This window comes from Roseomonas sp. 18066 (genome assembly GCF_902706185.1).
Lineage (GTDB): Bacteria > Pseudomonadota > Alphaproteobacteria > Acetobacterales > Acetobacteraceae > Pseudoroseomonas.
In genome coordinates, this window is sequence record NZ_CACSJM010000110.1 from 1 (window position 1) to 22,340 (window position 22,340).

The following is a 22,340-nucleotide window of genomic DNA, read 5'->3' on the forward strand; positions in this document are numbered from 1 at the left end:
GCTCGGGGGCGGGCTCGGGCGGCGGCAGGCTGGCCTCGGGCAGCGGCAGCTCGACCCAGAAGCGGCTGCCATGGCCCTCGGGCCCGGTGGCCACGCCGATGCGGCCGCCCATCGCCTGCACCAGCCCGGCCGAGATCGCCAGGCCCAGCCCGCTGCCTTCCGCCGCGTCCAGGCCGCGATCCTGCGGCAGGCGGGAGAAATCCTGGAACAGCCGGGCGCGCTGGGCGGGATCGATGCCGGGGCCGGTGTCGATCACCTCGAGGCGCACACCCTGGCCATGCAGCGGCGCCAGGCGCAGCCAGACGGCGCCGCCGGCCGGGGTGAACTTCACCGCATTGCCCAGCAGGTTCAGCAGCACCTGGCGCAGCCGGCGGGCGTCGCCCAGCACCGCGGCGGGGGCATCGGGCGCGACCTCGACGCGCAGCGACAGCCGCTTGCGGGCGGCCTCGGGCTGGACCAGGGCGACGGCGCCCTCGACCAGGGCGCGCAGCGGCAGGGGCGCGGCCTCCAGGGTCAGCCGGCCGGCCTCGACCTGGGCCAGGTCGAGGGCGTCGTTGACCAGCGCCAGCAGGTGCTGGCCGGCGCGGTGGATGACGGCGACCTGGCGCCCCGCCTCGGGCGGCAGGTCGGCCCGCGTCGCCAGCAGCTGCGACAGGCCGAGCACGCCGTTCAGGGGGGTGCGCAGCTCGTGGCTCATGCGGGCCAGGAAGCGCGACTTGGCCTCGCTGGCCTGCTCGGCCGCCTCGCGCGCGGCGGCGGCGGCGGCCAGCGCCCGGCGCTCCCCGCGCTCGCGGAACATGGCCAGCAGGACGAAGCTGGTGGCGATGCCATGCATCATCGACTGCAGCAGGATGACCTTGGGGTAGATCGCATCCGGCAGGCCGGACCCCGTGGTCCACCTCTCCTGCAGCAGGGCGGCGGGGATGCGCAGCAGCACCAGCAGGCTCTGCATCGCGAAGGCCAGGCCCAGGAAGGCGCGGAACACCAGGCTGTCGGCGCGGCCGCGCCAGAAGCTCCAGCCGGTGCCGAGCAGCAGCGGCGCGGCCAGCAGCGACATGATGATGACGCGGACCTCGACGACCTCGGTCAGGCCCGGGAGCCGGCGCAGGCCCAGCCAGCACAGCCCGGCCAGGACCAGCGGCCAGTGCGGCGCCGGCAGCCCGTCGAAGCGGCGGGCGGCCTGCCAGCCCAGGCCGATGGCGGCCAGGATGACCAGGTTGCCCAGGTCGATGGACAGCGCGTCCGGCAGGGTGCCGCGCAGGCCGAGCAGCACGGTGCCCAGGCAGAAGCCGAGCAGCGACAGGCCCCATTCGCGCAGGCCGCCGATGCGGTGCCGGTCGACGGAAAGCCCGATCCACATGCCGCCGAGCAGCAGGCTGAGCAGGGTGCTGACCAGGAGGAGGGTCGCGGTGTCGAGGCGCAAGGGCGTGGATCGGGCAGCCTGAAAGGGAAAGGCCCGGGCCTTGCGGTCCGGGCCTTCCTTCTACCAAGCGCCGCGATGCAACCCCAGGCCTTTGTTCGGTCGCGCGATTCACGCCTGTCGGCGAGGCCTCCCCGATCCCGGGGCGGGGATCAGACGTTGAAGCGGAACAGCAGGATGTCGCCATCCTTGACCACGTATTCCTTGCCTTCGACGCGCATCTTGCCGGCTTCCTTGGCCGCCTGCTCGCCGCCGAGGGCGACGTAGTCGTCATAGGCGATGGTCTCGGCGGCGATGAAGCCGCGCTCGAAGTCGCCATGGATGACGCCGGCGGCCTGCGGCCCCTTCATCCCCTTGATGATGGTCCAGGCGCGGGCCTCCTTCGGCCCGACGGTGAAGTAGGTCACCAGGCCGAGCAGGCCGTAGCCGGCGGCGATGACGCGATCGAGGCCCGAATCGGCCAGGCCCAGCCCTTCGAGGAACTCGCCGCGGTCGGCCTCGTCCATCTGGCTGATCTCGGCCTCGATGGCGGCGGAGACGATGACCGCCTTGGCGCCCTCGGCCTTGGCGTGGGCGAAGACCTTCTCGCTGTGCGCGTTGCCGGTCGCCGCGTTCGCCTCTTCGACGTTGCAGACGTAGAGGACGGGCTTGCTGGTCAGCAGCTGCAGGCGGCGGACATTCTCCTCCTCCCCCTTGGGGATGGAGAAGCGGGCGGGCTTGCCGTCGCGCAGCCCGGCCAGGATCGGCTCGATCAGGGCGACCTGGGCGGCCGATTCCTTGTCGCCGCCGCGGGCGCGCTTGACCAGGCCGAGCAGCCGCTTCTCGAGGCTGTCCATGTCGGCCAGCATCAGCTCGGTCTCGATGGTCTCGGCGTCGCGGATCGGGTCGACCGAGCCTTCGACATGGGTGACGTCGCCGTCCTCGAAGCAGCGCAGGACGTGGACGATGGCGTCCGTCTCGCGGATGTTGGCGAGGAACTGGTTGCCCAGGCCTTCGCCGCGCGAGGCGCCGCGCACCAGCCCGGCGATATCGACGAATTCCAGGCTGGTCGGGATGATCTTCTGGCTCTTGCCGATCTTGGCGATGACCTGCAGGCGCGGGTCGGGCACGCCGACGCGGCCGACATTGGGCTCGATGGTGCAGAAGGGGTAGTTGGCCGCCTGGGCTGCCGCGGTCTGGGTCAGCGCGTTGAACAGGGTGGACTTGCCGACATTCGGCAGTCCGACGATCCCGCAGTTGAAGCCCATGGTGGTGTCTCTCTCAGGGTTGTGCCGGCCTCGTCGGGCGCAGGTCCCTGAACGGCCTCAATGAACAGAAAAAAGATGGGGTCCAGGGGAATTCCTTCCCCTGGCCTTCTTGCTTACAGCGCGATCGCGATCTCAGCCGCCAATTGGGCGGCCGCAATCCGCGCCGAGGCGTCATCGGTCGGCAGGGAGAGGGCCGCCGAGCGGATCTGGGTGACCGCCGCCGAGACCGAGACGCCGAGCGTCCGGGCCGCCGCCGCGATCAGCCCCGGCCGCGCCTGGCGCGGCGCCTCCGACAGGGCCTGGGCGATGGCGAGCGCCAGGGCGGCGCGGTTGGCGGCCGATTCAATGGCGCCCTTGTGGCCGGTGTCGCTGGCCTCCAGCGCCGCGGCGGTGGCAGCCAGGGTATGCGCCTGGGCCAGCAGGGCAGCGGCCAGGGCGGCGGCGCCGTTCGCCAGGTCCTCGGGGCCGGGGCCGCCGAATTCCGCCGCCAGATCGGCCGCCGCGTCTTCCATCGCCATGTCTTCAGCTCTCCTGGGTCAGCAGGGCCACGCGGGTCATGAAGGCTTCCGGCTCGCCACGGACGAGCAGGGGCGCGGCCTCCGCCACCGCATCCAGCATGGGTTCCAGCCAGGTGTCCACCTTGGCGAAATTCCCCAGCACATGGCCGGTGACCTTTTCCTTCATCCCCGGATGGCCGATGCCGAGGCGGATGCGCCAGTAGTCCGGGGCGCCGAGGCGGCGGTCCATGTCGCGCAGCCCGTTATGGCCGGCAGCACCGCCGCCCTTCTTCACCCGGATCTTGCCGGGGGCGAGGTCGAGCTCGTCATGGAAGGCGGTGATGCCGTCGAGCGGGATCTTGTGGAAGGCGGCGGCGGGCTGCACCGCCTCGCCGGAGAGGTTCATGTAGGTCAGCGGCTTGAGCAGCAGCAGCTTCTGGCCGCCGATCAGGCCTTCCGAGACCAGCCCCTTGAAACGTTGCCGCCACGGCGTGAAGCCGTGGCGGCGCGCGATGGCGTCGAGCGCCATGAAGCCGATATTGTGGCGGTGCCGCGCCTGGCCCGGTTCGGGATTGCCGAGTCCGACCCAGAGCAGCACCGCGACCGTCCCTGCTTACTTCTTCTTCGCCGGCGCGGCGGCGGCCGGGGCGGCCTTGGCCGGCGCGGCGGCCTTGCCCTTCTTGCCCTTGGCTTCCGGCGCGGCGACCGGGGCGGCGATGATCACCTCCTCCTCGACCGTCGGCGGGGCGATGGTGGCGACGACGAAGTCACGGCCGACGATCACCGGCTTGGTGCCCTTGTGGTCGACGACGTTCGACCAGCGCAGGCTGTCGCCGATGACGGCGGCGGCCAGGTCGATCTCGAACTGGTCGGGCACCTGGTCGGGGTCGGACAGCACTTCCAGGTCGCGGCGGACGATGTTGACGACACCGCCTTCCTTGACGCCCGGCGCGGTCTCCTCGTTCAGGAAGACGACCGGCACCTTCACGCGGATCATCTGACCCGCGGCGAGGCGCTGGAAGTCGACATGGACGGGGGTGTCCTTGACGGGGTGGAACTGCACTTCGCGCATCAGGCAGCGCTCGGTGACGCCCTCGGCAATGGCGACCTCGTAGAGGTGCGACTGCCAGCCACCCTTGTGCATTTCCTTCATGACGTCGCGCGGGTCGAGCGAGAGGAGGACAGCCTCCTGCTTCGCGCCGTAAATGACGGCGGGCACGCGCCCATCACGCCGGGTCGCGCGCGCCGCCCCCTTACCGGCCCGCTCGCGCGCCTCGGCCTCGATCCGAATGGTCTGGACCATGCTAAGCTCCGCTTGCTGTGGCGCCCGCTCGGCCTATGCCGGGGCGCCTGCCAAAATCCGCGCCAGGCGACTGCCCAAACGCGATAGCGCCGGCCTCCAGGGGTGCCAGCGCGGGGCGCGGCATAGGGCATTGCGCGGCCGGAAGCAAGCTTGCCGGCAGGGCCCGGGAGGCCCACCGGCCGCCGATCAGGCGCGGCGGAAGGTCAGCACCAGCACGTCGCGATGGCCGGGCAGCGCCGGATCGAGCGGCGCGATCGGGGTGACCCCGTGCCAGACCCGGCGGTCGTCCAGCAGCACGCTGTCCATCGGCGTCTCGAGGGTGAAGCTCTGCTCGCCCGGCTGGCCGTCGACGCGGATGCCGGTGACGCCGCCGGCGACATTCTGCCGCCCGACCATGGCGACCAGCACATAGTCGACGCCGTCGCGGTGCATGCCCTCGGGCGTCGGCTTGCCGGCCTCGAGGGCGCGGGCCTGGATGCGGAACTGGTGCATCTCGACATGCCAGTCGGCGCCGGGGGCCAGCTGGTCGAAGACCGCGCGGGCGCCGGCCAGCAGCGCCTGCAGCGCGGGCCCCGCCGAGACCGCCGGCGTGACCGGCGCGAACCAGCGCTCGATCCCGCCATTCAGCTGGTTGAAGGCGCGTTCCTGGTAATGCGGCTGGTCAGGCGCGCGGGCCAGGGCGGCCTCGCCCGCCTTCAGCGCGAAGACGGCATGGCGACGCAGGCGATAGCGGCCGCCATCGGCCATGTGGCGGTCCGGCTCCAGCGCCGCCCAGCTGCCGGCGAAATCCTGCCAGTCGGCGCCGGCGGGGGTCGCGCCGAACAGGGTGGCGGCCTGGGCGGCCGGCAGCGCGGCAAAGCCGGCGGCGGCGATGGCCGCGCCGGTCTCCTCGACCAGCTCATGCCTCGACACGTCATTCGCCGCCAGATTCCCCATGGGGGCTTAATCCTTCGTCGCCTGTTCCAGGAAGCGCAGCAGGGCCGCCAGGTCGTCGGCATCCTCCACCGCGGGCAGCGGGGCGGCATGCGCGACCGGCGGGGCCTCGGCGCCGCCGGTGAGCAGATCGGCCAGCGCCTGCCGCGTCCAGATGCCCTGGCTGCGGCCCAGTCCCCCGGAATAGGCATAGCCCGCCACCGCCGCCACCGGCCGGCCGAATATTTTTGCAAGATGCGGCCCGGCCTTGAGCTCGGCCACGCCCGGCGGCGGGGTGGACAGGCTGTGGCAACCGCCGCAGCCGCGGAACACCCGGGCGCCCTCCATGTCGATCGCCGCCTGCCGCGCCGGGCGGAGCGATCCTGGGGCGGCCACGGCGGCGCCCAGCGCCACGCCGCGCTGCAGGTCGATGGCGCGCAGCCGGCCATCCGCGCCGCCGGCATAGAGCAGCGCCGCATCCGGGCTGAAGGCCAGGCTCCAGACCGCGACGCCGCCCGAGGCCAGGCTGTGGCGCAGCCGCCCCTCCGGCAGCGACCAGACCGACAGCCCGCCGCCGGGGCCGGCGGCGGCCAGCAGGCTGCCATCGGCGCTGGCGGCGAGCACGGCGAGCGGGCCGCGCCCGGCCTCGACATGGCGGCCGGTGGTGGCGGGGATGGCGGCATTGGGGGCCAGCAGCCGCAGCAGCCCGTCGGCGCCGGCGGTGGCCAGCAGCCCGCCGGGCAGCCCGACCACGGCCGAGAGCGGCACGCCGAAGCTGGCCAGCAGCACCGGTTTTCTATCCGTCGGCCAGCCGAGCAGCTGGCCATCGGCGCCGACCGTCACCGGCAGCCCGTCGGCGCGGAAGGCGGCGCCGGTGACCGGGCCGCGATGGCCCTCCAGCAGCTGCCCGGGCTGGCCGGGGCGCCAGAGCCGCGCCGTGCCGTCGGCCGAGGCCGAGAGCAGCAGCCCGCCCTGGGCGGCCAGCGCGACCAGGGGCCCGGCATGGCCCTCGAGCCGCGCCGCCGGCAGCGCGCCGGGCGGGTCGCTCCACAGGCTGAGCGCGCCATCCTGGCCGCCGCTGGCGAAGCCGCCCTCGGGCAGCGCCACCAGCGACAGCACCGAGGCCGCCGGCGCCCGCCCGACCGGCTTGCCCCCGGCCAGGTCCGCGCCCCAGACGTACAAAAAGCCATCGGCGCCGCCGGAGACCAGGGCGCCCTGCGGCAGGGCGAGCAGCGCCTGCACCGGCCCGGCATGGCCAGCCGGCGCCGGTTCCGAGGCGGCCGCCGCCGCGGATTCGAAGGCGGCCACCGCCGCGGGAAGCGTCAGCAGCAGGAGGAGGCGGAGCAGGCGCAGCATGATGTCTTCAGAATGGCCCCTGCCCCGCCGCGGTGAAAGGGCCGCCGCGCCGCCGTCAGCGCGCCGCGCCCTGCCCGCCCGGCGTGCTGCCGAAGGCGGCGCGGAAGGCGGCGCCGAAGGCCGAGGCGCTGGCATAGCCGACCGCCGCCGCCGCCCGCGCCGGGGTCGCGCCCTGGGCCAGCAGCGCCGAGGCCTCGGCCAGCCGCCAATGCTGCCGCCAGGCGCCGAAGCTCATCCCCGTCTCGGCGCGGAAGCGGCGGGTCAGGGTGCGGGCGCTGGCGCCCACCGTGCCGGCCCAGCCCTCCAGCGTCAGGTCGCTGTCGGGCCGCGCCTGCAAGGCGGCGACCAGCCGCAGCAGCCGCGGGTCGCGCGGCTGCGGCACGCCCAGCGGCAGCCGCGCGGCGCGGGCGATCTCGTCCAGGATCAGCGCCGCCAGGTGGCCGCCGCGGCCATGCGGGTCCCAGTCCACCGGCTCGGCGCAGGCGGCCAGGATCAGCTCGCGCAGCAGGGGGGAGACGACCAGCACGGTCACCGCGGCCGGGCCGGCGCGGGCGGCATCCTCGCGCAGGAACAGCGCGCGCATCGCCACCCGCCCCTGCATCGCCACCGCATGCGGGAGGTAAGCCGGGACCCACAGCGCCCGCCCCGGCGGCACGACGAAGGCCGCCGCGTCGGTCGCGATCCGCATCACCCCATGGCTGGCATAGATCAGCTGCGCCCGGCGATGCGCGTGGCGCGGCGCGCCCTCGCCATCGGCATAGTCGCGGCGGAAGCCGGCCAGCGGGCGGTCCACCGCCTCCTGCGGCAGGTTCAGCACGACATGGGGCGGAGTTTGGCCGGTTGGCGACATGATCTGGCCGGATGTCGTTTCCGGGACAGGGTAACGTCCCGGGAAGAGACGGCAAGCGAAACTGCCGCCCGCCCATCGATCCCTTGCCGGAAACGCCCCCATGGCCCTGCATCCCGCGACGCGACAGATCGCCTTCATCAACGCGGCCCACAGCATCACCCATTTCTGCCTGCTGATCCTGGCCACCGCCGTGCTCGGCATGGTGCAGCAGGACCCGGCCCGCTTCGGCGCCGAATACGGGCCGATCATGGCGCTCGGCACCGCCATGTTCGTGGTCTATGGCGTCGGCGCCCTGCCGATGGGGTGGCTGGCCGAGAAGCTGGGCCGCCGCAGCCTGATGCTGGGCTTCTTCTTCGGCACCGGCGCCTGCATGGCGCTGGCCGGGCTGACCACCTCGCCCTTCTCGCTGGCGGTGGCGCTGGCCGGCATGGGGGCGTTCGCCGCCATCTACCACCCGATCGGCACCGCCATGCTGGTGGAGGCCGCCGGCGACAAGGTCGGCCGCGCCGTGGGCCTGAACGGGGTCTTCGGCAATTTCGGCGTGGCCCTGGCCCCGGTGATGACCGCCTTCCTGGCGATCTCCTTCGGCTGGCGCTGGGCCTTCCTGGTGCCCGGCGTCGCCTGCATGGCGCTGGGCGTGCTCTACTGGCGCGAGCCCGCCATCGACATGGCCAATGCCCGCGGCCCGGCCCGCCCCTTCCCCGCCATCCCGCCGGCGGTGGTCAGGCGCGCGGTGGTGGTGCTGCTGGCCATCGCCGCGGCCTCCGGCCTGGTGTTCAACGCCTTCACCCTGCTGCTGCCGAAGCTGATGGAAGAACGCCTGGCCAGCAGCCCCGACCTGCTGCCGGTGATCGGCGCGCTGGCCTTCCTGGTGACCATCTGCGGCGGGCTGACCCAGTTCACCGTCGGCCGGCTGATCGACCGCTCCACGCTGAAGCGCATCTTCCTGCCGATGGCCATGGTGCAGGTGCCGGCCATGCTGGCGCTGGCCTTCGCCCAGGGCTGGATGGTGCTGCCCATCGCAGCCCTGCTCGCCGCCTCGATCTTCGGCCAGGTGACGGTCAACGAGACCATGACCGCCCGCTACATCGCGCCCGCCCTGCGGGTGAAGCTCTACTCGATCCGCTTCTTCGTGGGGTTCCTGGGCGCCGCCGCCGCCGCCCCCGTGGTCGGCCTGCTGCACGAGGCCACCGGCAACCTGGCCCTGACCATCCTGGTGCTGGCCGGCTTCGGCTGCATCACCCTGGTCTGCGCGATGTTCTTCCCGGATCGCCAGGAAGAACTGAAGCCGGAACTCTGGGCGTCGCCTGCCGCTGCGGCGGCGGAGTAACGAGAAGACAGGGCAGGCCAGGGGAATGAATTCCCCTGGACCCCTTCTTTTTTCTGATGACCGGCCGTTCAAAAGCCAGCGCCTCGACACGAGCGACACCAGGGCATCACCGCGGGACGCCATTATATAAAACAGCGCCACCTCACAGGTCGCGCTGCTGCTGGGCCGTTTCACGTCCCGTCTCCACGTGGACACGGCAGTCTGAAAGAAAAAAGAAGGGGTCGAGGGGAATTCATTCCCCTCGCCTGCCTCTAATCCTTCCGCCCCCTGAAAATCATGACCACCGCCGCCACGGCCAGCAGGCCCCACATGGCGACGGGCGGCGCGTCGAAGCCCTGGCTGTGCCAGAGCGGCAGCGCCGCGAGCGCCGCCAGCACCACCACCACGGTGACGATATAGGTGATCATCCGCCGAGGTGGCTCGCCAGGAAGCCGAGCGCGCGCTGCTCGGCGAGCGCCGCGTCGGCCGGGCTGTAGGAGCCGCGCTCCTCGCAGGAGAAGCCGTGCTGGGCGCCGGGATAGGTATGCACCTCGATGCCCGGCTGGGCGGCGCGGATGGCGGCGACGTCCTCCATCGGGATGCCATGGTCGGCCTCGCCGAAATGCAGCTGCACCGGGCAGTGCGGGGTCTCGTCCCTGGCGGCCGCGATGCCGCCGCCGTAGTAGCCGATGGCGGCGCCGAACACCTCGGAGCGGGTGGCGCCATGCCAGGCGACGGTGCCGCCCCAGCAATAGCCGATGATGCCGAGCCTGGCGCCGGCGGGCAGGGCCGCGCGCAGCGCCGCGGCGGCGGCCTCGATGTCCAGCAGCGTGGCGGCTGGGTCGACCTGGCCGCGCAGCGCCACCCCCTGCTTCACGTCTTCCGGCGTGTAGCCCAGCTCAACCCCCGGCTGGGCGCGGTCGAACAGCGCGGGCGCGATGACGGCGTAGCCCTGCTGGGCGAATCGCTCGCAGACGCGGCGCATGTGCCGGTTGACGCCGAAGATCTCCTGCACGACCACCAGGCCGCGGGTGGCCGTGTCCGGCCCCAGGCGCCAGGCGGAAAGCCGGTGGCCATCGGCCGCGGCCAGTTCGATCTGCATGAGAGTCTCCTGAGGGTCCGGGGCATTCCCGGAAGCGGCTTGCGGCATTATCCTCCGCGCATGGCAGAGATCGTCAACCTCAACCAGCGTCGGAAAGCGGCCGCGCGCGCCGAAGCCGGGCGCCAGGCCGCCGTCAACCGCGAGAAATTCGGCCGCACGAAGGCCGAGAAGGCGCGCGACGCCGAGGCGGAAGCGCGCCGCAACGCCCTACTCGACGGCGCCCGCCAGGACGGGGCGCCGCCGAAAGGCTGACCCGGCTACTGGCCGAGAATGGTGCTGTCGAGCAGCGTCCGCAGCAGGGTCACGCCTTCCTGCACGCCTTCCAGCCGCAGCGGCCGGCCGGCCTCGCTGCCCAGCGCGCGGGCGAAGACGGCGCGGTCCTGGCCGAGCTCGGCCACCGACAGCTTGCCGTCGCCGTCATAGTCGAGGCTTTCCATGGCGAAGCGGGCGATGGCGACGCCGGCCAGCAGCCCGCCGCCACCAGCCGCCATGACGCCTTCCGGCGCCGCATCCTCGGCCGCCGCCAGCACCCAGGTCATCCCCCGCACCATCCGCGCGATCTCGGCGACGGAAAGCAGCTTGTCGCCGGAGACGTCGCCTTCCTGCACCAGGGCGGCGACGCAGCCGGCGGGGCTGGCCGCCATGCCGCCGCAGGCCGCCTCCAGCACCTCGAGCGAGCCGAGGAAGGCCAGGCCCTCGCCATGCAGCGCGGCGAAGGAGGGTGGCGGGCTGGGGCAGCGGCGCCAGCTGGCGATCGGCGTGTCGCCGGGCAGGCGGTCGTCGCGCAGCTTGGCGTCGGGCTCGGCGGTCTGCAGCGCGGCGGCCTCGCCGCGCAGCAGGATGCGGGGCGCCTCGGCGCCGCGGCCGATGCCGATATGCCATTCGCCCTGGCCCGCGGCCTGCTGCCGCCGGGTCTCGCCGAAGCGGATCAGCCGGGCCGGGCCATCGGCCGGCAGCCGCACCACGGCGCGGGCGGTGACCTGCAGCATGGCGCGGGGTGCCGTGCATTCGCCGTCGAACCAGGCGCCGCGCAGCGCCTGCGGCACCGGCAGCAGGGTGGCCTGGGCCGCGACGGGGGCGGGCTGGGCGAGGACGGGCGCGACGACGCAGCAGCCGAGCCCGGCCACCAGCGCCACGCGAAGGGTGGCCATCGCGCCGCCCTTCCACTGAAGAAGGATCATGGGAGGGGGACCTCGGTGCCGCTGCACAGGGCAAAATCCGGCCGGTCGATTTCCAGCCCGTTGCGGAAGACGGCGCGCAGATGGCCGGTGCAGCCCACCCCTTCGGGCGGCTGGAAGTCCAGCGTCTCGCCGCGGCCGAGCACGGTGGCGCCCAGCCGGTCGGCGCCGCGCGGGGTGCCGGCGGCATCGACATAGAGCTCGACCAGCGGCGCCGGGCCGCTGTTGCGGAAGCGCACGCTGCCCTCGCGCGGCGGGCCCTGCTCGATGGCGCCGGCGCCCTGGTCCAGGCGCTCGGCCAGGGTCCAGCCGGGGCGGACCACGATTAGCCCGTTGTCGCAGATATTGACGCCGCGGCGCTCCTCGGCGCCGCCATTGCCGAAGACGACGCGCAGGTCGATCTCGCAGCCGGCGCGCAGCGACACCTCGAAGCGGCCGCCGCGCTCCAGCGGGCCGCCGGGCAGCCGGTCGTCGCCCCAGTCGGTGTCGTCGACGCTGGAGGCGTAGAGCTCCTGCACCGGCGCGCCGTGGCGGTTGACCAGGGTGAAGGCGCGTTCCGGCTGGCGCTCGATGCCGCCGCCGTCGAACACCACCTTGGCGCCGCCGCAGATGTCGACGGCCGTCTTCTCCTCGGCCTGCTCGTCATTGTAGACGACGCGCAGATCGGCCTGGCAGCTCTGCCGGCGCAGGCGCAGGCGGAAGGTCTCGCCGGCGCCGACGGTGACCTGGCCGAGCCGGTCGGGGCCCCAGCGCTCCTCGCGCTCCTCGGCCGTGGCGGGCGGCGTCGGCGCCGGCGCGCCGGGTGCGGGCAGCGGCGCGGCATAGAGGTTGCGCAGCGTGCGCTGGGTGCTGTTGACCACCTCCACCTCGCGCCAGGGGATCGTGCTGTCGCCGAAGACCACGCGGTTGCGGCGGCACAGGTCGACGCGCCGCTTCTCCTCCTGGGTGTCGTCCTCGTAGACGGCGGTCATGTCGTAGAGGCATTCGCGGGCGCGGCCGAGGCGCAGCGTGAAGGTCGCCTCCGCCCCCACCATCTCGGCGCCCAGCCGGTCCGGGCCGCGCGCGGCGGGGGGGGCACCCCGTCCTTCGGCACCGCGTCCTTCGGCACCGCGTCCCTGGGGCGCCGACGGCATGGCGTAGAATTCACGGATGGTCAGGTCGGTGTCGTTGACCACCTGCGCCTCGCGCAGCGGCGCGGTCGGGTCGCCGAAGGTGACGCGGTTGCTGCGGCACAGGTCGACGCCGCGCTTCTCCTCGGCGCTGCCATCGGCGAGCACGGCGCGGACATCGAACAGGCACAGCCGCTGCCGGCCGAGGCCGACACGCAGCGACGCGCCGGTCGGCAGGGTGTCCTGGCCGAGGCGGTCGGGGCCAGGCTCGACGCTGCCGGCGGGGGCGATGTAGAGCTCGCGCAGGCCGAGGCCGAGCTCGTTGACGATCAGCGCCTCGCGGTCCTGGGGCGGGCGCGGCGCGGCCTGCTGGGTGCCCCCGCCTGGCGCCGCGGGCGGGGTGGCGGCGCGCTGCGCCCAGGCCGGGGTGGCGGCCTGCCATGGTGCCAGGAGCAGGGCCAGCACCACCCCCACGCGAAACCGCATCCAGAGAATTCCTCGATCCTGCCCCAACCGGCACCGTCACCGGCACCACCGCGCCGGCAGCCATGCCAGGGCCTGGCCGCAGCATGCGGGGGGGGATGCTGCGGTGCAAGCGGGGGCCGCCGGGGCCGCTTCATTTTGCGCTTTGCCGTGGCGCGGATATCGCACAGGCTGCCCTGCAGAAATAAAAGCTACCGGAGAAACGTCCATGTTGCGTCGCAGTGCCCTTTCTCTTGGCCTCACCGCGGCCGCTGCCGGCCTGACCCTGCCCTGGCTGGCCGCCCCCGCCCGCGCGCAGCAGCGCTTCGCCTCCCTGCATATCTTCGTCCCCGCCGGCCCGGGCGGCGGCTGGGACGGCCTCGGCCGCGCCATCGAGCAGGTCGGCCGCGCCGCCGGCCTGGTCAGCAACTTCCAGTTCGAGAATGTCGGCGGCGCCGGCGGCACCGTCGGCCTGCCGCGCTTCATCCAGCAGCGCCGCGGCCGCGAGGGCAGCATCATGATCGGCGGCGCCGTCATGGTGGGCTCCGTGCTGGCCAACAAGTCGCCGGTCGGGCTGAAGGACGTCACCCCGATCGCGCGGATGACGACGGAGCCCGGCATCATCGTCGTGCCCGCCAGCAGCGACATCAAGGACCTGAAGGGCTTCCTGGAGGCCCTGAAGACCAATCCGGGCGGCACGGCGGTCGCCGGCGGCAGCGCCGGCGGCATGGACCATATCCTGCTGGGCCTGCTGCTGAAGACCCAGGGGCGCTCGGCCAAGGACGCCTCCTACGTCGCCTTCGCCGGCGGCGGCCCGGCCCAGGCGGCGATCCTGGGCGCCCAGGTCCGCGCCGGCATCTCCGGCGTCTCGGAATTCGCCGAGCAGATCAAGGCCGGGCGGATGCGGGCGCTGGCCACCTCCGGCGAGACGCGCAGCCTGCCCGACGTGCCTACGCTGAAGGAAAGCGGCATCGACCTGGTGCTGGGCAACTGGCGCGGCGTCTTCGGCCCGCCCGGCATCAAGCCGGAGACGCGCGCCGACCTGCTGCGCTTCGTCACCGAGCTGCATGCCCTGCCCGCCTGGAAGGAGCTGACGGAGCGCCAGGGCTGGGAGGATGCCTTCCTGCCCGGCGACGCCTTCGTCGACTTCCTCAAGCGCGACGAGGCAGCCACCGCCGAGGTGCTGCGCGAGGTCGGTCTGATCTGATGGCCCCGCAAGCCAGCGGTCGCCAGGGGCTTTCCTGGCAGGCTGCCGGGCCCGACCTGTTCGTCGGGCTCTTCGTGCTGGCGCTCGGCCTGCTCTGCCTGTGGCAGGCCTATGCGATCCCGGTCACGCCGCTCTATGCCCAGGTCGGGCCGAAATTCATGCCGACGCTGGTCGGCGGGCTGGTCGTGGTGGTCGGCGCCGGCCTGACGCTGAAGGCGCTGCGCGGCGGCTGGTCGCATGAGCTCGAGGAGATGCAGGACGCGCCGGCCACCAACTGGCGGGCGCTCGGCCTGCTGGGCGCCGGGCTGGTCGTCAACCTGGTGCTGATCGACACGCTGGGCTTCGTCTTCGCCGCCACCGCGCAGTTCGTCCTGGTCGCCGCCGCCTTCGGCAGCCGCCGGCCGCTGCGCGACCTGGGCATCGGGCTGGCGGTGACGCTCGGCGCCTATCTGGCCTTCGACAAGCTGCTCGGCGTCAATATCGGCGCCGGGATCCTGGAAGGGATCCTCTGAGCCATGGACGCCTTTTCCGGCCTGGCGCTCGGCTTCAGCCACGCGCTGACCATCACCAATCTCGGCTGGGCGCTGCTCGGCTGCTTCCTGGGCACCGCGATCGGCGTGCTGCCCGGCATCGGCCCGGCGCTGACCATCGCGCTGCTGCTGCCGATCACCTTCCAGGTCAGCGCCACCGGCGCCTTCATCCTGTTCTGCGGCGTCTTCTACGGCGCCATGTATGGCGGCTCCACCACCTCGATCCTGCTGAACACGCCGGGTGAATCGGGCTCGATTATCACCGCGCTGGAAGGCGCGAAGATGGCCAAGAACGGCCGCGCCGGGCCGGCGCTGGTCACCGCCGCGGTCGGCAGCTTCATCGCCGGCACCATCGGCACGCTGGGCATTTCCTTCCTCGGGCCGATCGTCGTCGAGCTGGCGCTGAAGCTGGGGCCGGCCGAATATTTTTCCCTGATGGTGCTGTGCTTCGTCACCGTCTCCGCCGTGCTCGGCGGCTCGGCGCTGCGCGGGCTGACCTCGCTCGGCCTCGGCCTGGTGATCGGGCTGATCGGCATCGACCTGCAGACCGGCCAGCCGCGCCTGACCTTCGGCATCCCGGAGCTGCTGGACGGGGTCGATGTGGTCCTCGTCGCCGTCGCGCTCTTCGCGGTGGGCGAGACGCTGCACCTCGCCTGGCGCCATGTCGAGGGCCGCCAGGAGCTGCGCGAGGTCGGCAAGCTGATGATGTCCAAGGAGGACTGGAAGCGCAGCTTCTGGCCCTGGATGCGCGGCGCGGCGCTGGGCTTCCCCTTCGGCGTCATGCCGGCCGGCGGCACCGAGATGCCGACCATGCTGAGCTACTACGCCGAGCGGAAGCTGGTGAAGAAAGAGCACCTGCATGAATTCGGCACCACCGGCGCCATCGAGGGCGTGGCCGGGCCGGAAGCCGCCAACAACGCCGCCGCCGCCGGCATCCTGGTGCCGATGCTCACCCTCGGCCTGCCGACCTCGGCGACGGCGGCGATCATGCTCTCGGCCTTCCAGTCCTATGGCATCCAGCCAGGGCCGATGCTGTTCACCACCCAGGCCGACCTGGTCTGGACGCTGATCGCCTCGCTCTATGTCGCCAATATCATGCTGGTGGTGCTGAACCTGCCGCTGGTCGGGCTCTGGGCCCGCATCCTGAAGATCCCGACGCCGCAGCTCTATGCCGGCATCCTGGTTTTCGCCACCATCGGCACCTATGGCATCAGCAACTCGGTGGTCGACCTGATGCTGCTCTACGGCATCGGCATCATCGCCATGTTCATGCGCCGCTTCGACTTCCCGACGGCGCCGGTGGTCATCGGCATGATCCTGGGGCCGATGGCGGAGCAGGCGATGCGCCAGGCCCTGACCATCAGCCAGGGCGACTGGACCACCTTCGTCACCCGGCCGGTGTCGCTCTGCATCCTGCTCCTGGCGCTGCTCGGGCTGGTGGGCCCGCGGCTCTGGGCGCTGGCGTCGCGGCGGCGGGTTTCTACCTGAGCGCTTGACGGGACGGTCGGGCAGGCTTTTGACGGAGCCATGCCCGACCAGCCCCGCCCTTCCGTCCCCTATTTCAGCCAATGGGAAACGCCCGGCATGACGCTGGCCGTCGTGGCCGAAGGCGCCGAGCGCGCCCTGCTGCGCGACCCGGCCTGGCGCGGCTCGGGCGCCGCGACCATCGAGGAATATGCCCGCTGGGCCGGGCATCTCTGCGGCATGGCCTGCCTGCGCATGGTCCTCGCCGCCCGCGGCGTTTCCCCGCTGCCGACCATGATGCACCTCGCCCGCGGCGCGACCGAGGCCGGCGGCTATGTCGAGCAGCAGGACGGCTTCATCCGCGGGCTGGTCTATGCGCCGCTGCTGCCCTTCATCGCCGACCGCTTCGGGCTGGCCGGCGAGATCCGGCTGGAGCTGACCGCGGCCGATCTCCCTGCCCTGCTGATGGAGAGCGAATTTTTCATCGCCTCCGTCCACAAGGACATCCGCTGGCCCGAGAGGACCCCCGACAGCCGCGGCGGTCATCTGGTCCTGGTCACCGCGGCAACCCCGGAAGAAATCGTGTTCCACAACCCCTCCGGCCATGATGCGGCGGCGCAGGCGGATGCGCGGCTGTCGCCAGAAGAATTCGACCGCTTCTTCGCCGGGCGCGGCATCGCCATCGCCCGTGGCTGACCAAGAGGGGCTGATCGCGCGCCGCTGGCAAAGCCCCCGGAAACGCGCTTTGCTCGCGGCCTGACCGGGGCCGCAACGAGTCCTGGCATCGTCCGGGGAGCTTTCCACCATGCCGCACCTGTTCCGACCCCTCGCCGCCGCGCTGCTGCTGGCCGCCGGCCTGGCCGCCGCCGCCAGCGCCCAGGAAACCGCCGCCATCGCCAGCCGGGTGGAACTGCACCCGATCCCGTCCCTGACGCTGAGCGACGCCCAGTTCCTGACCGGCGACGCCGCCGGCGCCACCCCGGTCACCGTCGCCGGCGAGCTGCGCGTGGCGCAAGGCACCGGCCGGCTGCCGGTGGTGGTGCTGATGCATGGCTCAGGCGGCATCGGGCCGAATATCGAGATGTGGTCGGCGCTGTTCACCGCGCGCGGCATCTCGACCTTCGCCATCGACGGATTCACCGGGCGCGGGCTGGTCAGCACGTCGTCCGACCAGGCGCGGCTCGGGCGGCTGAACCTGATCGTCGACATCTACCGCTCGCTGGAAATCCTGGCCAAGCATCCGCGGGTCGATCCGCAGAAGATCGTGCTGATCGGCTTCTCCCGCGGCGGCCAGGCGGCCTTCTATGCGTCCCTCGCCCGCTTCCACCAGACATGGAACCGCAGCGGCATCGGCTTCGCCGCCTATGTGCCCTTCTATGCCGATTGCGCCACCCGCTACATCGACGACCTGAAGCCGGTCGCCGCCCCCATCCGCCTGATCCATGGCGAGGCCGACGACTACAACCCGCTGCGGTCCTGCGCCGCGCAAGCCGAGCGGCTGAAGGCGGCTGGCGTCGACATCGCGGTCACCACCTATCCCGGCGCGCATCACGGCTTCGACACGCCGTTGAACGACGCCGCGGTGGTGACGCCGCAATCCCAGACGGTGCGGGACTGCACGATCGAGGAGCGTGCCCCCGGCCAGCTGATCAACACCGCGACCGGGGCGGTGTTCAGCTACACCGATGCCTGCGTGAAGCTGGGCCCGCAGGTCGGCGGCCATCCCCAGGCGCGGGCGGCCGCGGCGACGGCGGTGGTGGAATTCGTGACGGGGGTGGTGCGGAAATAGCCGCGCCGCCATGCTGGGGCTTCGATAGGACCCTCGCGGAGGCGGCGTGCGTCAGGTTTTTCTTTCAGGGGGCGCCGCGCTGCGGCGCCTGGGGCTGGCGCTGATCGCGCTGGTGGCGTTTTCGGGCGGGGCGGCTGCGTGCAGCTGCTTCCAGTGGCCCGTGCGCGTCGCCATCGCCGCGCAGCCGGTCATCTTCGTGGGTGAGGTCGCTACCGAGCAGGTGCTGCAGGAGAAGGGCCGGGCCATCACCACGACGACCATCACGGTGACCGAGGTGCTGAAGGGCCCCCTGCCACCCAGCGTCGCGCTGCGGCAATGGTCGGGGTCCAGCGGCTGCGGCAGCTATGGCCCGATGCCGATCGGCTGGAAGGGCTTGATCTACGCCGCGTGGTCCAGCCAGGAGGAGATCGCGAACGGCACCGCACAGCTCGGGCAGCTCACCACCAACGGCTGCCGCATGATGCAGGCGAGCAGCGATGCGGCGTCGGTGGTGCCGCGGCTGCGGCGGCTGAACGACCGCCGGGCGGTGATCGAGGCGGCATTGCGCAGCTGGCCGGATTCGCCGCCGCTGCTGCTGGAGCAGGCCCGGCTGGTCGAACAGCGCGACGGCCATCGCGCCGCCCGCCCGCTCTACGAGGCGTTGATCGCCCGCGATCCCCGCGATCCCGCGCCGCATCGCGCGCTGCTGCGGGACTGGGTCGGCTATCGGGCCAGCCCGGAATTCGACGCCGCGCTGGCGCGGGCCGAGACGCTGCTGCCAGGGGACGCAGCCATCGGGCGCATCGCCGTGCAGGCCCGCATCGCCCGCGGCGAACGCGGCCTGTCCGAAGGACGTCGCGACTTCCGCGACTGGGTCACCTGGCTGCCGAGGCTGCAGGGCGACCTGCGCGGCATCGATTTCAGCGGCGCCCAGCTCCCGGACCTCTATCTTCGCGGGACCGATCTGCGCCGCGCCCGCTTCGCCGGCGCCGACATCGACCGGCTCAACCTGTCGCAGGCCGATCTGCGCGGGACGGACCTGTCCGGGCTTCTGGCGTTCGGCGCCAATCTGAACGGGTCGCGCCTCGACGGGGCGCGGCTGGACGGCGCCGACCTGCGGCGAGCGACCTTCTACCAGGCCAGCCTGCGGCGGCTGGCCGTCGACGAGGCGCGCCTCGTCGGCGCCGAGCTGACCGAGACCGACCTCGCCGGCGCACGCCTTACCCGCAGCGACCTGCGCCGGGCCGACCTGCGTGGCGCGCTGCTCGACCGGGCGGTGCTGCACGCGGTCGACCTGCGCGACGCCCGGCTGGAGGATGCCGACCTTTCCACCGCCCGGATCGAGGCCAGCCGGTTCGAGGGCGCGAGTTACGACTGCCTGACCCGCTGGCCGCCCCGCTTCGACCCGGCGGCGCTGGGCGCGCGGAAGCTGGAGAACCCCGCCTGCCGCTGAGGCTTGGCACCGGCGCCCCGCCTCCCCAGATCCATCGATCACAGGGACGACGAACGGACAAAAAAATGGCCAGCGGCTGGGCCCCGGACGGGGCCGTGCAGGACCAGATCGACGACACGGTGTCCGATGCCGTGCAGCGGGCGCGCGCCCGGCTGGCCGCTTCCGGCGGCGGCAACCTGCATTGCGAGGAGTGCGGGGAAGAGATCCCCGAGGCGCGGCGGCGGGCGCTGCCCAATGCCCGCACCTGCGTCCCCTGCCAGTCCGCGCGCGATGCCCGCCCCGCCGCCTTCGGCATCAACCGCCGCGGCAGCAAGGACAGCCAGCTGAAATAGCTACCCGGCCGGGACCAGCCGCAGGATCCGGCCGCGCGCTTCGTCGGTCAGAACGTACAGAAACCCGTCCGGGCCCTGCAGGACGTGGCGCAGCCGGGTCTGGCCCCAGAGCAGTCTTTCTTCCGACACCACCCGGTCGCCGTCGAGCGTCAGGCGCAGCAGCCCGGCGCTGCTGAGCGTCGCCAGGAACAGGTTGCCGCGCCAGGCCGGGAAGGCGTCGCCGGTGTAGAAGCCGGCGCCCGAGGGGCTGATCGAGGGCACCCAGACGCGCTCGGGGTCCTGCATGCCGGGACGGGACGGCGCCTCGTGGATCGGCAGCCCGCTATAGGCGCGGCCGTGGCCGACCACCGGCCAGCCCAGATTGGCGCCGGCGGCGGGCAGGTTGACCTCGTCGCCGCCGCGCGGGCCCATCTCGACCTCGACCAGGCTGCCGGTGGCCGGGTTCACCGCCAGGCCCTGCGGGCTGCGCAGGCCATAGGCGTAGATTTCCGGGCGGACGCCCTCGCGGCCGAGGAAGGGGTTGCCGGGCGCCGGCCTGCCCGCGCGGTCGAGGCGCAGCAGCTTGCCGGCCAGGTCGCCCAGGTCCTGGGCGCGCTCGGAGACGCGCTGGCGGTCGCCGGTGGTGAGGAACAGAAAACCCTCGGCGTCGAAGGCGATGCGGCAGCCGTAATGGCCATTGCCCGACTGCGCCGGCCCGGCGTCGAGGATCGGCTGCACCGCGTCCAGCGCCCGGGCATCGGCGGCCAGGCGCGCGCGGTAGAGCCGGGTCAGGCTGCCGCCGCGCGCCGGGGCGGCCGCGCAGAAATACAGCTCCCGCGTCGTCGCGAAATCGGGGGCGAGGGCGATGTCGAGCAGCCCGCCCTGGCCGGCAGCGGCGACGGCGGGCAGGTTGGCCAGCGGCGGCGAGACCTGGCCCTCGGGCGAGACCAGGCGCAGGCGGCCCGGGCGCTCAGTGACCAGCAGGGCGCCGTCGGGCAGGAAGGCCGCGCCCCAGGGATGCTCCAACCCGGCCGCGAAGGGCTGCAGGCGGAAGCGGGCGGCCTGGCTTTCCACCGGGGCCGCGGACACGGGCCCCTGGGCGCAGGCCGCCATTGGCAGCGCCGCGCCCAGCAGCAGGGCGAGGCCGGCAGCCCGAAGCCGCCGGCCTGCGACAGACAAAAGGATCAGGCCAGGGCCCCGGCGATCCAGTCCTTCATCTGGCTGCGCGGCATGGCGCCAACCTTGGTCTCGACCGGCTTGCCGTCCTTGAACAGGATCATGGTCGGGATGCCGCGGACCGCGAAGTCGTTCGGGGTCATCGGGTTCTCGTCGATATTGACCTTGGCGACGGTCAGCTTGCCGGCATATTCGGCGGCGATCTCGTCGAGGATCGGCGCCACCATGCGGCAGGGGCCGCACCATTCGGCCCAGAAGTCGACCAGCACGGGGACAGAGGCTTCCAGCACGTCCTGCTTGAAGCTCTCGTCGCTGACGGCCTTGGTGAGTTCGCTCATGCTTCAGGTTCCTGGCGCGCCCGGCCGGGAGCGGCTGGGGCGCATGCGTCCCCCCTAAAGTCGTGATGCCGGGGCACGCGGTCAAGCGTCGCGGCGGGGATGGCGGCGATGCAGGCGGGCTGGGGCTTCAGCGGCCGAAGCCGGCCATGCCGCGGGCCAGGGCATCGGCGCGGCCGTCGCGGCTGACCTCCCACAGCGGGTTGTCGACGGCCAGCATCTGGCCGCCGTCGCGCTGGACGGGGCGGATCAGCGCGGTGCCGCGGGCCCGGCTGGCGCGGCCGAACAGGTCGAGGGGCAGGCGGACATAGATGCCCTTGTCGAAGGAGCCCTCGCCGAAACGTGCGGCGGAGACATCGGTGACGGTGGCGAAGCCGCCGACCTCGATGCCCGAATCGAAGCGGCGGCCGAGCTCGACCGTCACCCCCCAGTCGCCGGCCAGGTACCGCCCGGCGCGAAGGATCCCGTAGAGGTTCCACCAGGGCAGCTCGGCATAGAGGCTGGCGTGCCCGGTGACGACCGAATAGTCGCGCAGGCCCAGCCGCTGGTCGAATTCCCGCTGGGTGACCCAGTTCAGGTCGAGGCCCAGGGCGAAAGGCTTGTCGACCGGCCGCCACAGGATCTCCGAGGAAAACCCGGCAAACATCGGCTCCAGGTAGCCAACGGTCCCGCGGGCCAGCAGGTCGGGGCCGGCATTCCAGATCCGCTCGGCATAGAGGGTCGACAGCGCGGTGCTGCCGTCGCGGGCATAGCGGGCATAGTCGCTGCGCACATGCGGCAGGCGGCTGTCGGAGGGCAGCCCGCCCTCCAGGTTGCCCAGCAGCGACTGCTGCATCGAGGCCGCCAGCGCCCAGGCGGCGCCGAGCTCGATCCGCCCGCCCAGCGCGACGCCGGCCTGCCAGCGCAAGGTCCGCGACGGGTCGCCGAGGGCCATGTTGATGCGCGGCCCGGCCTGCCAGCTCCAGAACGGCCCTTCATTCTCGACAGCGCCGGGGGCGATGGCGCCGGTCGCGGGCAGCAGGCGGGCGGTGGCCCAGGCCTCTTCCGGGGCGGCGCGGTGGCGGGCCACCGATTCCAGCCCAGCGCGCGGGATTTCCAGGACCGCGACCTCGGCGCCGGCCTGCCACCAGCGCAGCCGCAGCATCTCGATCTCGCGCGGCAGGGCCGGCTGCACCGCCCGCAGCACGCGCGACGCCACCTGGGACAGGGCGCGGTAGTCGCCGCCGGCCAGGGCCAGCTCGGCGGTGCCGCCTTCCTCGGCATAGGCCAGCGGCAGGAAGCCGGCCTCCTGCAGCGCCGCGAAGACGGCCTGCGCCGTGGTGGCCTCGTCGCGCGGCGCGGCGGGGGGGCG

The 22,340-nt window shown here is 72.8% G+C and carries 24 protein-coding genes; 9 read left to right on the forward strand and 15 right to left on the reverse strand.

What is annotated here, in order from left to right; all coding sequences use genetic code 11:
- The 8 genes from GVN67_RS20270 to GVN67_RS20305 form a co-directional block, all read right to left on the reverse strand.
- The coding region (locus tag GVN67_RS20270; protein WP_235035394.1) for a HAMP domain-containing sensor histidine kinase at positions 1 to 1,423 on the reverse strand (1,423 nt) is incomplete at its 3' end.
- Positions 1,424 to 1,572: 149 nt separating this feature from the next.
- Entirely contained in the window at positions 1,573 to 2,667 is a 1,095-nt protein-coding gene (ychF, locus tag GVN67_RS20275; protein ID WP_159999148.1) for a redox-regulated ATPase YchF, read from the reverse strand.
- A 113-nt stretch (positions 2,668 to 2,780) separates the two neighbouring features.
- Positions 2,781 to 3,185 carry a hypothetical protein gene (locus GVN67_RS20280; RefSeq protein WP_159999149.1) on the reverse strand — a complete coding sequence of 135 codons (405 nt, stop codon included), beginning with the start codon at positions 3,183 to 3,185 and terminating at the stop codon, positions 2,781 to 2,783.
- Between the two features lie 4 nt (positions 3,186 to 3,189).
- Positions 3,190 to 3,762: an aminoacyl-tRNA hydrolase gene (gene pth, locus GVN67_RS20285; protein WP_159999150.1), complete on the reverse strand. Its 573-nt coding sequence runs from the start codon at positions 3,760 to 3,762 to the stop codon at positions 3,190 to 3,192.
- A gap of 15 nt (positions 3,763 to 3,777) precedes the next feature.
- A complete protein-coding gene (locus GVN67_RS20290; RefSeq protein WP_159999151.1) occupies positions 3,778 to 4,467 on the reverse strand; it encodes a 50S ribosomal protein L25/general stress protein Ctc in 690 nt (229 codons plus the stop codon).
- 186 nt (positions 4,468 to 4,653) lie between these two features.
- Entirely contained in the window at positions 4,654 to 5,403 is a 750-nt protein-coding gene (locus tag GVN67_RS20295; RefSeq protein WP_159999152.1) for a 2OG-Fe dioxygenase family protein, read from the reverse strand.
- A gap of 6 nt (positions 5,404 to 5,409) precedes the next feature.
- A complete protein-coding gene (locus GVN67_RS20300) occupies positions 5,410 to 6,735 on the reverse strand; it encodes a hypothetical protein (protein ID WP_159999153.1) in 1,326 nt (441 codons plus the stop codon).
- A 55-nt stretch (positions 6,736 to 6,790) separates the two neighbouring features.
- Entirely contained in the window at positions 6,791 to 7,585 is a 795-nt protein-coding gene (locus GVN67_RS20305) for a helix-turn-helix domain-containing protein (protein WP_159999154.1), read from the reverse strand.
- Positions 7,586 to 7,685: 100 nt separating this feature from the next.
- On the opposite strand from GVN67_RS20305, the gene GVN67_RS20310 reads away from it, so the two are divergent.
- A complete protein-coding gene (locus GVN67_RS20310) occupies positions 7,686 to 8,915 on the forward strand; it encodes an MFS transporter (RefSeq protein WP_159999155.1) in 1,230 nt (409 codons plus the stop codon).
- Between the two features lie 251 nt (positions 8,916 to 9,166).
- Here GVN67_RS20310 and GVN67_RS20315 read toward each other — a convergent pair whose 3' ends face one another.
- Together GVN67_RS20315 and GVN67_RS20320 are read right to left on the reverse strand one after the other, a co-directional pair.
- Positions 9,167 to 9,322 (reverse strand): hypothetical protein, encoded by a 156-nt coding sequence (locus GVN67_RS20315; RefSeq protein ID WP_159999156.1) that lies wholly within the window; start codon positions 9,320 to 9,322, stop codon positions 9,167 to 9,169.
- Positions 9,319 to 9,996: a dienelactone hydrolase family protein gene (locus GVN67_RS20320; protein WP_200845323.1), complete on the reverse strand. Its 678-nt coding sequence runs from the start codon at positions 9,994 to 9,996 to the stop codon at positions 9,319 to 9,321. The genes GVN67_RS20315 and GVN67_RS20320 overlap by 4 nt, the downstream gene beginning before the upstream one ends.
- A gap of 60 nt (positions 9,997 to 10,056) precedes the next feature.
- Between GVN67_RS20320 and GVN67_RS20325 the strand changes: the two genes are divergently transcribed.
- Positions 10,057 to 10,248 (forward strand): DUF4169 family protein, encoded by a 192-nt coding sequence (locus tag GVN67_RS20325; RefSeq protein WP_159999158.1) that lies wholly within the window; start codon positions 10,057 to 10,059, stop codon positions 10,246 to 10,248.
- A gap of 5 nt (positions 10,249 to 10,253) precedes the next feature.
- Here GVN67_RS20325 and GVN67_RS20330 read toward each other — a convergent pair whose 3' ends face one another.
- Complete coding sequence (locus GVN67_RS20330; RefSeq protein WP_159999159.1) at positions 10,254 to 11,147, reverse strand: hypothetical protein; 894 nt, start codon at positions 11,145 to 11,147, stop codon at positions 10,254 to 10,256.
- Between the two features lie 26 nt (positions 11,148 to 11,173).
- Positions 11,174 to 12,769 carry a hypothetical protein gene (locus tag GVN67_RS20335; protein ID WP_159999160.1) on the reverse strand — a complete coding sequence of 532 codons (1,596 nt, stop codon included), beginning with the start codon at positions 12,767 to 12,769 and terminating at the stop codon, positions 11,174 to 11,176.
- 205 nt (positions 12,770 to 12,974) lie between these two features.
- On the opposite strand from GVN67_RS20335, the gene GVN67_RS20340 reads away from it, so the two are divergent.
- From GVN67_RS20340 to GVN67_RS20370, 7 genes are all read left to right on the forward strand, one after another.
- Positions 12,975 to 13,952, forward strand: coding sequence for a tripartite tricarboxylate transporter substrate binding protein (locus tag GVN67_RS20340; protein ID WP_159999161.1), 978 nt, complete (start codon positions 12,975 to 12,977; stop codon positions 13,950 to 13,952).
- Complete coding sequence (locus GVN67_RS20345) at positions 13,952 to 14,464, forward strand: tripartite tricarboxylate transporter TctB family protein (RefSeq protein WP_159999162.1); 513 nt, start codon at positions 13,952 to 13,954, stop codon at positions 14,462 to 14,464. The genes GVN67_RS20340 and GVN67_RS20345 overlap by 1 nt, the downstream gene beginning before the upstream one ends.
- Positions 14,465 to 14,467: 3 nt before the next feature.
- Positions 14,468 to 15,970 (forward strand): tripartite tricarboxylate transporter permease, encoded by a 1,503-nt coding sequence (locus tag GVN67_RS20350; RefSeq protein ID WP_159999163.1) that lies wholly within the window; start codon positions 14,468 to 14,470, stop codon positions 15,968 to 15,970.
- 39 nt (positions 15,971 to 16,009) lie between these two features.
- The gene (locus GVN67_RS20355; protein ID WP_159999164.1) at positions 16,010 to 16,642 is read left to right on the forward strand and encodes a hypothetical protein; all 633 of its coding nucleotides are present in this window, start codon (positions 16,010 to 16,012) and stop codon (positions 16,640 to 16,642) included.
- Between the two features lie 109 nt (positions 16,643 to 16,751).
- Positions 16,752 to 17,735, forward strand: a complete 984-nt coding sequence (locus GVN67_RS20360; protein ID WP_159999165.1) for a dienelactone hydrolase family protein — start codon at positions 16,752 to 16,754, stop codon at positions 17,733 to 17,735.
- Between the two features lie 46 nt (positions 17,736 to 17,781).
- Positions 17,782 to 19,167: a pentapeptide repeat-containing protein gene (locus GVN67_RS20365; RefSeq protein WP_159999166.1), complete on the forward strand. Its 1,386-nt coding sequence runs from the start codon at positions 17,782 to 17,784 to the stop codon at positions 19,165 to 19,167.
- A gap of 65 nt (positions 19,168 to 19,232) precedes the next feature.
- Positions 19,233 to 19,499: a DksA/TraR family C4-type zinc finger protein gene (locus GVN67_RS20370; protein ID WP_159999167.1), complete on the forward strand. Its 267-nt coding sequence runs from the start codon at positions 19,233 to 19,235 to the stop codon at positions 19,497 to 19,499.
- Here the strand turns inward: GVN67_RS20370 and GVN67_RS20375 are convergent, their stop codons facing one another.
- The 3 genes from GVN67_RS20375 to GVN67_RS20385 form a co-directional block, all read right to left on the reverse strand.
- A complete protein-coding gene (locus GVN67_RS20375; protein WP_235035395.1) occupies positions 19,500 to 20,567 on the reverse strand; it encodes a PQQ-dependent sugar dehydrogenase in 1,068 nt (355 codons plus the stop codon).
- A 95-nt stretch (positions 20,568 to 20,662) separates the two neighbouring features.
- On the reverse strand, positions 20,663 to 20,992 hold the full coding sequence (gene trxA, locus GVN67_RS20380; RefSeq protein WP_076960338.1) for a thioredoxin TrxA: 330 nt from the start codon (positions 20,990 to 20,992) through the stop codon (positions 20,663 to 20,665).
- Between the two features lie 127 nt (positions 20,993 to 21,119).
- Positions 21,120 to 22,340, reverse strand: a 1,221-nt coding sequence (locus GVN67_RS20385) for a YjbH domain-containing protein (RefSeq protein WP_200845324.1), incomplete at its 5' end; no start/stop codon positions are given.